This is a genomic window from Verrucomicrobiales bacterium (genome assembly GCA_016793885.1).
GTDB lineage: Bacteria > Verrucomicrobiota > Verrucomicrobiia > Limisphaerales > UBA11320 > UBA11320.
The window spans coordinates 1-9,505 of sequence record JAEUHE010000237.1 but is presented as its reverse complement, the minus strand read 5'-3'; the positions used below and the strand labels follow the sequence as shown (position 1 = coordinate 9,505).

6 protein-coding genes are annotated in these 9,505 nt (G+C 58.7%); 3 read left to right on the top strand and 3 right to left on the bottom strand.

From position 1 onward, the window contains the following. Positions 1–19: 19 nt before the first annotated feature. Both JNN07_26200 and JNN07_26195 read right to left on the bottom strand, forming a co-directional pair. The gene (locus tag JNN07_26200) at positions 20–568 is read right to left on the bottom strand and encodes a hypothetical protein (protein MBL9171252.1); all 549 of its coding nucleotides are present in this window, start codon (positions 566–568) and stop codon (positions 20–22) included. Continuing rightward, positions 561–1,115, bottom strand: coding sequence for a 3-isopropylmalate dehydratase (locus tag JNN07_26195; protein MBL9171251.1), 555 nt, complete (start codon positions 1,113–1,115; stop codon positions 561–563). Before JNN07_26195 ends, JNN07_26200 begins: the two co-directional genes overlap by 8 nt. A gap of 136 nt (positions 1,116–1,251) precedes the next feature. On the opposite strand from JNN07_26195, the gene JNN07_26190 reads away from it, so the two are divergent. Together JNN07_26190 and JNN07_26185 are read left to right on the top strand one after the other, a co-directional pair. Continuing rightward, complete coding sequence (locus JNN07_26190; protein MBL9171250.1) at positions 1,252–3,252, top strand: hypothetical protein; 2,001 nt, start codon at positions 1,252–1,254, stop codon at positions 3,250–3,252. A 211-nt stretch (positions 3,253–3,463) separates the two neighbouring features. After that, a complete protein-coding gene (locus JNN07_26185; GenBank protein MBL9171249.1) occupies positions 3,464–4,231 on the top strand; it encodes a sugar phosphate isomerase/epimerase in 768 nt (255 codons plus the stop codon). A gap of 131 nt (positions 4,232–4,362) precedes the next feature. Here JNN07_26185 and JNN07_26180 read toward each other — a convergent pair whose 3' ends face one another. Beyond that, on the bottom strand, positions 4,363–8,328 hold the full coding sequence (locus JNN07_26180; GenBank protein ID MBL9171248.1) for a CotH kinase family protein: 3,966 nt from the start codon (positions 8,326–8,328) through the stop codon (positions 4,363–4,365). 117 nt (positions 8,329–8,445) lie between these two features. On the opposite strand from JNN07_26180, the gene JNN07_26175 reads away from it, so the two are divergent. After that, a complete protein-coding gene (locus JNN07_26175) occupies positions 8,446–8,889 on the top strand; it encodes a DUF5069 domain-containing protein (protein MBL9171247.1) in 444 nt (147 codons plus the stop codon). Positions 8,890–9,505: the final 616 nt, after the last annotated feature.

The following is a 9,505-nucleotide window of genomic DNA, read 5'->3' as shown; positions in this document are numbered from 1 at the left end:
CGGGAGGGATAGATGCTCACTACAAAATCGGACGCTTCTTGGGATTCGGCGGCTTGAGCACCTCGGGTGGGAGCTTTTCGGTGGGCGTCAGCCGGATGACTTGGTTGTTTTGCCAGGGGACCTCTTTGCGGTTGACGACCAAGGTTCTCGGCGCGAGTTCGATCTCATGCCCGAAGAGGTTGAGGGCGAGAGTGCCGGGCAGAAACATCAGGTCCTCGGAGATGCGTTCGCCGAAAGGCAGAGGCGTAAGCGGCCGATCCAGCCTGATTTCCGCACGTGTGCCGAGGTTGGTATGGGTTTCCCCGACGAAGATCAGTTGCACGCGGTTGATGCCGAGGCTTGGTTGGTTGAGCGTCAGCGAGGGAACTCCAACGGGGTCGGTAGCGAACTCCAGCAACCAGGGTCCCTTTTTGAGACGCATGTGCTCGAGAGCGCTGAAGCACGCAAAGTAGATCAGGGTAGCGGCGACAAACACCCCTGCTGCCGGCAGCAGGGGGAAGCGCATATCCGGCCTCGGGTTGACAGGAGGCGGAGTTGCGGGGGGAGCCGCCGGGGATGAATCAGCCATTGGCTGGTATCATGCCGCTTTTTCGGGCGAAATTGAACAGTCCCCCGGCATCGACCACCGGACGCACATCTCCGAGTGGTTTGAATTTGTAGACTTTACCGGAGGCTTGCACCGTGACGGTGGATTGATCGAGGTCCACAGTCACCACATCGCCCGTCTTGAGGATGTCGCACAGTCGGTCCGCCGATTCACACGGATAGAGTTCTCCGGTAGATACGCAGTTGCGAAAGAAGATGCGAGCAAAGCTTTCAGCCAGAACGATGCGGTTGTTAGCGGAGCCCATGGCGATTGGCGCGTGTTCGCGGGAGCTGCCGCAGCCGAAATTCTTGCCGGCGACCACGATCGGATATTGGGTGTCCAGTTCGTTCGGTGCCACGAAACGGATGGGATACAGCGAGTCAGGCAAGCCGCAGAGCGCGTAGCTTCCCAGCTTCTCGTATTCCTCCGCGATGGTCGGAACCAGATTGAGGTATTGCGCCGGAATGATCTGATCCGTGTCGATGTTGTCACGCACGACATAGACTGGGCCGGTAAAGACGGACTTCATGCCTAGAATGTGTCTGGGGTGAAGGGGGTTTCACAAGCTTTTTTGGCCGTCAAAGGCGTAAGATTCTTATTCCCTTCATGACCGGCTCTTGATATCTGTTAACTATCCAGGATTAACCCAAGACATTTGAGTTCCTATGAGGAGTTATTTGTACCTTTTGACGGCTTCGATTCTCATCTCCGCGTCTCCAGTTCACGCTGCAACCCATACAGTCACAACGGCTGACAATAGCTCAGGCCCGAACGATGGCGTGCTGAGTCTCCTGGAGGCTATTCAGGCGGCGGGCTCGGGAGATACCATTGGTTTCCAGCTTCCGGGCGAAGGACCTCATTTGTTGGAGACCCCTCTGGGAGGCTATCCTTTCATCACTGTGGATCATTTGACCATCGATGGGTATACGCAGCCGGGATCCTTGCCCAACACGGCGCGTTTTGAGGATGGGAACAACGCGCGGATTCGAATCGTATTGGACTCCAGAGCGGAGGATTTCCTCGAGAGCCCGCATCCGGATCAACCTGAGTTACTGGTACGGCGATCCACTCGCATGTTGAACGCGGACGGATCGGATATCTCCGGTTTCGGGGCGACTGAGAACGGGATCCTGGCGGTGATGGGCGCCCAGAATTTTGTCGTCCGAGGACTTTGCTTCTTAGGGCGACATACGGTTGGCAGTAAGTCCGACCCGTTACTCTATGCGGTAGCGTTGGCCAAGGCATCCGCGAACGCTCGGGTGCAAGGATGCTGGTTTGGCCTTCACCCTGACCGGACCACGATTGCGGCTTGTCGCTCGGCGGTGGCGGCCTTTCGATTTAACGAGGTCGTCGAGGGTCAGACTGTAGGCCGAGCCTCGGCGGGTTTGGTGTTCGGCACTGATGGAGATGGAGCCAATGACCCGGCAGAACGGAACGTCAGTGTGGGGATGAGCCTGGCGCTGGCGCTGGAGCTACCGGGCGCACGGATCTCCGGCAATCTGTTCAACGTGTTCCCGGATGGAGCCACCTTCTTGGATATTCGCGAGTATGCCCTGGCCAACAGCCTGAGTACGATAGAAACCTTTGAGAATGGGCGCTTCCGGGAGAATACATTGGTGGGCACCAACGGCGACGGCCTCTCGGACGAGGACGAGCGCAATGTCTTTGGCCCCTCGCTCTACGATCATATCTTCGAGTTCTATGGAGGTAATGCGGGAACCAATGTGGTCATCGCGGGAAATCATTTCGGAGTCGGCGCCGCTACCGCGAACGGATGGGTGCTCTATCCTCATGACCCTGCCGGTGCTCCCGATTTCTTCCAGATGACCGGGGTGGGCGATGTTCGAATCGGCACCAATGGCGACGGGCTGAGCGATGCACTCGAGGCGAACTTGATTTATGGCCTGGGTGGAGATCAATTGGTAGACGCCGGTTCGACCGTACCCGTGGTCGCGCGTGGAAATTGGTTTCGAGGAAATGGGTTCGTTGGATTTCCTTTCCAGCACCGGGACAAGGGACGTGCTTATGAAACCTACTTTGCCGATGCATTGGCGGGCCCGCTCTCCACTGAGACCGATGCGGTGCCTTATCTGTTGGACACTTTTGACGGCTTCTTCACCGGCGTAGTTCCCGTTCCGAACCTCGACCGATACCCATTTTCCTTCGTTGATGTCTACCTGCTCGATCTGGCCGCCCTACAGCAGGGATTCGTTGTCCCCGGACGCCCCCTTGCCACTTTTGTCGAGGGCTCGACGCAGGACCGACATGAGGGGACGTCCGAGTTCCGATTCACCTTGTCTGCCTTCGACGCGCCGGCTGGATCCGAGTTGGTGGCTGTGGTCACGTATTCCAAGTTTTCGAACCGAACCGAGTCTGGATCGGCACTCACCGGGCCGGTTTCAGGGCTGGTGACCCTGGAGGCGGCGGCGGTTGCTGCCCCTCACCCGATAGGTGGAACCCCTCTCGGTATCCGGGAGGCGGCCCTCGGGGTTGAGGTCTCGTGGCTGGCCCCAGAAGGCCTATTCCTGCTTGAGACCATCGACGACCTGAGCACGGCAAATTGGAGACCGGTGCCCGGCAAGACTGAAGTGGATCCGGTGAGGGGGAATACCCTCGTTCTGCCGAAGGAGTCTGCTAGCCGGTTTTATCGGCTGTTGGCTCGTTGACATCCGCTTGACTGCGCTCGCCAGCAAAGGCAGCGTGCGCGGCATGATTTCGCGACGCAATTTTCTCGGTGCCGCCTCCTTGAGTGTGGGCGGTGCGGTTGCCCAGCCGCTGGCTTCAGTCGCCGCTCAGCGTAAGGGTGGGGGGCGGTCGAAAGTTCGGTTGGCGCTTTCCACCTATTCATACTGGCACTTCAAGACCGCCAAGGTTTCGGTGGATAGCGTGATCGATCACGCCGCGGATCTCGAGGTGCAAGGGGTGGATGTTCTGCATCGGCAGATGGACAGTGAGGAGCGAGGCTACGTGCAGAGCCTCAAGCGGCACGCGTTTCGTCGCGGGGTTGACTTGGTTTGTCTCTCCATTCACCAGGATTTCGTCGATCCCAACCCGCTCGAGCGCCAGAAGGCCATCGCCCACACCGTTCGATGCCTGCAGTTGGCCCATGACATGGGTGTTCCATGCATTCGCCTGAATTCGGGCCGCTGGAACACCATCGCATCCTTCGACGATCTCATGAAGGCCCGGGGAGAGGAGCCTATTCTACCTGGCTACTCCGAGTCGGAAGGCTTCAAGTGGTGCATCGACTCCATCCAACAATGCCTGCTCAAAGCGGAGGAGCTGGGGGTGATGCTTGCGCTTGAAAACCACTGGGGCCTGACGCGATCGCCCGAAGGTCTGCTGCGGATTGTTGATGCCATTCCCAACCCTTGGCTGGGAGTGTTGATGGATACTGGCAACTTTCTCGAGGACCCGTATCCGAAGCTGGAGAAGATTGCGCCCAAGACAGTCTTTGTGCAGGCGAAGACGTATTTCGGGGGAGGCGAGTGGTACACCCTCGAATTAGACTATGCGCGAGTCGCGAGGATTCTGGATGACGTCGGATACACCGGCTATGTGTCGCTGGAGTTCGAAGGCAAGGAAGCGCCCGAGACCGGAGTTCCGAAGAGCCTGAAAAAGCTTCGCCAAGCCTTCAGGCTTTGAATTCAGATTGAGTTTCCTCACCCCGACTCGGAGTCGGGGTGATTGCTAGCAGGCCGGCATTCAAAAAACCGAGAACCGAACGATGGCCCGGCGGGCACCCTGCAGAACGATATCCTTCCTTCCACGGCTTGCTAGGGAATCATCCGGAAAAACAGGTGTCCCGGCTCAGTTGAGATCTCCAATTCCTTTGTCGCGGTCCCCTCGGCGGAGATCGTGATGATTGATCCATCGATCCATTCGACCAGGTCCCGCGACGTCTGGAGGCGGTAACTGGCTCCCGGATTCCCGCGGATCTCGAAGCGGAGCGTCGTGGCACTGATCAAACGGGCTGTGTCGAACTGAGGCGGATCGACTGCCGACCTGCCGCTCACTCGGACGTCGTCGAGCGCAAGGAACGCTCGGGTTCCTGCTTGTCCAGCGACGAAGTGATAGATCCATCGCAGCTGGACATACGCCCGGTTGAGCAACTCTGGCGGCAGCGGGATGGGGCCGATGATCAAGGAGGCATTGGCCGTCTCACTTCGCAGATAATCCACGGAATTTCCTTGGGTATCTCTCAGATCTTGGAAGGCTCCCTCGCCGCCCAGTCGATACTGAAGGCGGAGCGCATAGCTTCGACTGTTTACCAGCAAAGTGCGGCCGCGGAAACTGACCTCCGCTTGATTGAGTCCCCGCGTGTCAAGCGCGAGCAGTGCGGCGCCCGCGAAGCCGCTGCCGGCGTCCTGGGCATCGCTGGTGTTGAGGAACCCAATGCCTTCCTCCCCCAATCCGACGATGCGTGATCGGCTGGTGCGGTCGTACGGGAGTTGCCAAGGAATCTCAAACGCGTCGGAGCGGAGGGGATCAGGAACCGCCGCCATCGTGAAAAGCATGTGAGCGGGGTAGGTTCCGGGGGGCTCCAGAGCGCTCCAACGGCTCATGGAATAATCGCCCCGAGAGAGCGTGAACGGCTTGGGCTCGGGTCCCGAGTAATCCGGGTCTGCTTCGAAAGTTGCTGAGAACGTCAGATCTTCACCCGTGGGCAGCAGGGCAATGGCGGCTCGATTGGTGAGGCCCGTCCAGCCAACGAATCGGTAGCCGAGGTTTGGCCTGGCCTGCACCTCGATGGGATGGTTTTTGAAATAGATGCCTCTCCACGGCGCTGCAAGTGGAGCGCTGACCGAGAGAGAATGAATTCGGACGGAGCCTGCGTTCGTGTCGTTGACGGCGATGTCGATCAGGCGGGTCCCGCCCAACCCAAATCGCGAGCTCAACTGCTGACGCATGAAGATGGGTCGTTGCACCGCATAGGTTCGGAGGTATTTGACGTTGTTGCTCCACTCGTTGAGGGAACTTGGAGCGTGCCAGCGATCGATATGGGCGCCGATCTCCGGGGCGAGGGAGGTCGCCATGCCATCAATGGTTTGAATCACGTGATTGGACTGGAACGTGGTGTTCATCACATCCGCGAACCGGTTGATGAAGTCACTCTTGAAGGTAGGATTGGTCATCAGCGAACGAAGCAGGAAGGTGACCACCGGTGAATTGTGGTCATTGCCCCCGGGATTAGACTGGTACTGAGTCCACGGGCCGTTCGGCTCCAGGTCATAATCCAGCATTCGAAACGCCCATGCGGGCGGCACCGCCCAGAACCCGCCCCAGCCCACATCACAATCGAAGAGAATCCAGCGAAACTTTCCCTCGGGGGTGCGCGGTCTCCACGGGCGATGGTTTCCGATGTCCCATCGATAGTAGAAGATTTCACTGATCTTAAAATCGATGAAGTTGGACGTATCCATGTAAGACTGCACCTTGGCGAAATGCACGGGATCGCGCAGGTCGTGGGTCGAGATGTAACCGATCATTTCCTCCCATCGGGCCGTGTCCCCATTGATTGCACTGGCATATCCTTCCAGGTAGTCAATGGCCTCCGGATCCACTTCCGGATGATGGGCTGAAAAGTAACCGGGCTCAAACGCTTCCTGGCAGTGGTGGATGCCCCAGTACTCGCCGTTTAAGAACAGCAGGGCAGGCCGATGGATCTGGGTATCCAGCCCGAGTTCGCGTCCCAGGCTCTGCATGAAGACATCCCTGAACAGGGTGAGGTTGTAGTCATGTCCGGACGGGCGCAGGAGCAATCGATTGAAGCTCTTGACGGGCCAGTCGGGAAAAATCTGATAGCGAAACGGGCCGTCGCCCGGCGGGTTGAGGGCATGCAGTCGCAGGCCTTTGACGGGGAACTGAAAGGACGTATTGCCATGCATCCGAATCCCCGTGCCTTGGGAGAAACCCGTGACTCCGTTGGTGTCAAAGAATTCGATGTATCCTGGGCGTTCCCAGGCATCGCCCGATTGAGCGTAGTTGCCCCCAGGCGCGTTGCCCGGAACATAGATGCCGATGTTAGGATCGAAAAAATTTGCACGCGGGCTGGTGAGGGAAACTACCGGCAGACGGAAGCGTTGCCCACCCCGCGGATCGACGATGAACGTGCGCGTGACGGTTGGGCTGGCCACGGCATTGGTCCGGAAGGCCTTGGCGCGGACCACCATGAATTTGTAAACGGATCGGCTCGGCGGAGAGATTCCGCCTGGAGTGGTGGGGATGAGAGAGAGGGTGTTGGGGAGCGAAGTTCGGTTGGAAATACCAATGGAGGTGGTGAAGACGGGGGATGTGGCAGTCGGTTCCGAGCCATCCAAAGTGTAGCGGATGGTCGCCGCCTGGTTGCTGGTGCTCAGCGACAGCGAGAACGCGTTGGTATAGAAGCCGGCTTCGTGGGAGAACCGGGGTGCTTCGAGAAACTCGTCGGCCGCGGTCGTGAGGTTGGATTGGCCTGGAGTGGGTTGAACGAAGAACCTCCAAGAGCCGGTGGCATCCGGGCTGCGTCCGTACGATATGTCCGGAGGGATATCCACGGGGGTTTGGACCTGGTCGGCCGCGGTTCCGTCGGGTCGCGTCAGCGTGAGCGTTTCACCCTTGAGGCTAACCGCGAAATTCGCATGCCAATAACGGCGGAGCGGGATTCCGTACTGCGCGGAAAGGTGCTCGTGCAGTCCCAAAACTTGTCCCTCGGACAACGATGAATCAAACACGAGCAGTTCCGCCAGGTCCCCGCTCCAAGAACCGTAGGAGCCGGTTCCCAGGTTGGTCGGAGCGGTGACGTGAGCTCGGGGAGAGGTGTTGCCGGTGGCAGCCAGGTTGCCCTGCCAGAAGATACGCGGGATCTTGTTGGAATACTGGAGGGTAAGGATTTGGAAACCGGGTAGATCGGTGGCCAAAACTGCCAGGGCCGGCATGTATCCATCACCATGCTCGTAGATCGAGATTCCATTCGTTCCTGCGGAAACTCCCATGCCCGCGTTGGCCGCCCCGCCGTGGTTAGCTCCGAACAGATAGCGCTGCCCGGAGACCCCGCTGGCTCCGGAGTTGGCCTGAGCATCGATCTCGTGCGCGGTGCGGCTGCGAATTACCGCGACCAGACAAAAGTTGTTGGTGGGGGGAGGGCTGGACCAAGCCAGAAAATCGTCGACGCCGTCGAAGCGCACGGCTGCGGGCGTCCGCGTGAGGACGTTGCTGGCAAGGAGCAAGGGTTGCTGCGAGGAGAAGGTTTGGTTCCAAACGGCCCCGCTGCCGCTGAGGTCATTCCATTTGCGGATAAATACCTGCGATCCGCTGCGGCGGACGACAGTGGCGTCATTGGTCGCGATCTCCGAGGCTTTCAGCCAGGACCGGAGTCCGGGCAACTCCTGGGGTGAAACCGAAGCGATCCGCCCTGGTTGCCGATCCTTGCCATCCGCAAATAGAACCAGAAATTGACCTGCTGGCAGCACTGAATTGGTCAACACCCATCGGAAAGGGTTGGCTGGATCATCGCTGAGAGCGTATCCCTGCAGGTTCAGCTCTGACGGTCCCGGGTTGAACAGCTCGATCCAGTCCGAAAAGTCGCCGTTCTCATCCCGAAGGCCCTTCTGATTCCGCGCCATGACTTCATTGAGCACGATGGATTGAGCTGGAGCGACCCAGCAGGTCGCGAGCAGCAGCAGGAGGAGAGCGACAGGACGCTGTGGCGGACCGCCCAGGCAGTAATTGAGGACACGACGGGGTTTCAAGGATTTGGACATTATCATTTTGAGGAGCTCATGGCAATTTGGGAATTCCCAGGGAATTTGCATTTGACCCGGGAGAATCGGTTCACCTAACTTGGCACCAGCGAAAGCGAATTACTCACTATCAATAACATGAATACTATCGTTCCTCTCATCAGCTCCGGCGTCGCCGGTCCGCTGGGTGTTTTGCACCTGCCCCGTCTCTGGTTGAAGGTCTCCCTGGAATCCTGTGGAAAGCTCGCTCCCGGATATCCCGGTGCCGGCAAGGGCTATGACCAGATGGTCATGGATGCGTTGAATCTCAACCGGGACGCCGTGATCGCCTTCATCAAGGCCAGCCGCCCGACCTATCCGGAGTTCGAAGCCTGGGTCAAGAAACAGGCGGGCGTGAAGCTCGACAAGGGTACCATTGACACCATCAATGCCGCGATCCGTGGCTACAACCACGACGACGCGACCCGCAAGTCGATCCTGTCGGCCAACAACATTCCGGATGATGCCAGCGCCTTCAAGGACGCCATCAACCTGAATAACCTGGACGACTGGAAAGAACTCCACACCGCGGTTCTCAAGTAAGCAGTCAGCTGCTTCTCCTTCTTTTCGAAACCGGCAGAGCAATCTGCCGGTTTTTTTGTTTTTGTAGGGGGGTGGATGGGGCTGTTGGCAACCTTGGCAGGGTGGCGAGGGTCGCCTCTTCCGGTGAATTCCTGAATCCGCCGTCCAGAACCCGCAGGGTTGACAGAAAGTAGCCGGGGTGTAGAGCGCAGCGACACCCCCGGTTTGTCGGCCCCCTATTCAACAGCACCCTGAAAGGCGTGCCACCCGCCGGCGAGCGGATTTACCAACGAGTTTTGTTCATGGAGTCGAGGTGACGCCAGCATCAGACGCCGCTGGCATCGCTGCGCGATGCTCCCTATTGTTAAGGACTCCGGGGGTGCCCGCACCCCCGTATAGCCTAACCGGAGTTATTCACCGGCTGCGGGAGGGCTCCCTGCAGAGCCCTCCACAGCAGACGGTAAATAACTCCGTCGAAAATCATCATTTTGATCTCTTTTGGTCTGGATGCCGTACGGACATCACCCCCGTTCGCTCGACGAACTTTAGCCGACCCCCGACGGCATCCAGACCGCTTGCTTTGCGGATATGCACACTCAACTGCCGGCGCTCAATACGCCTCGCACTATACGATCTG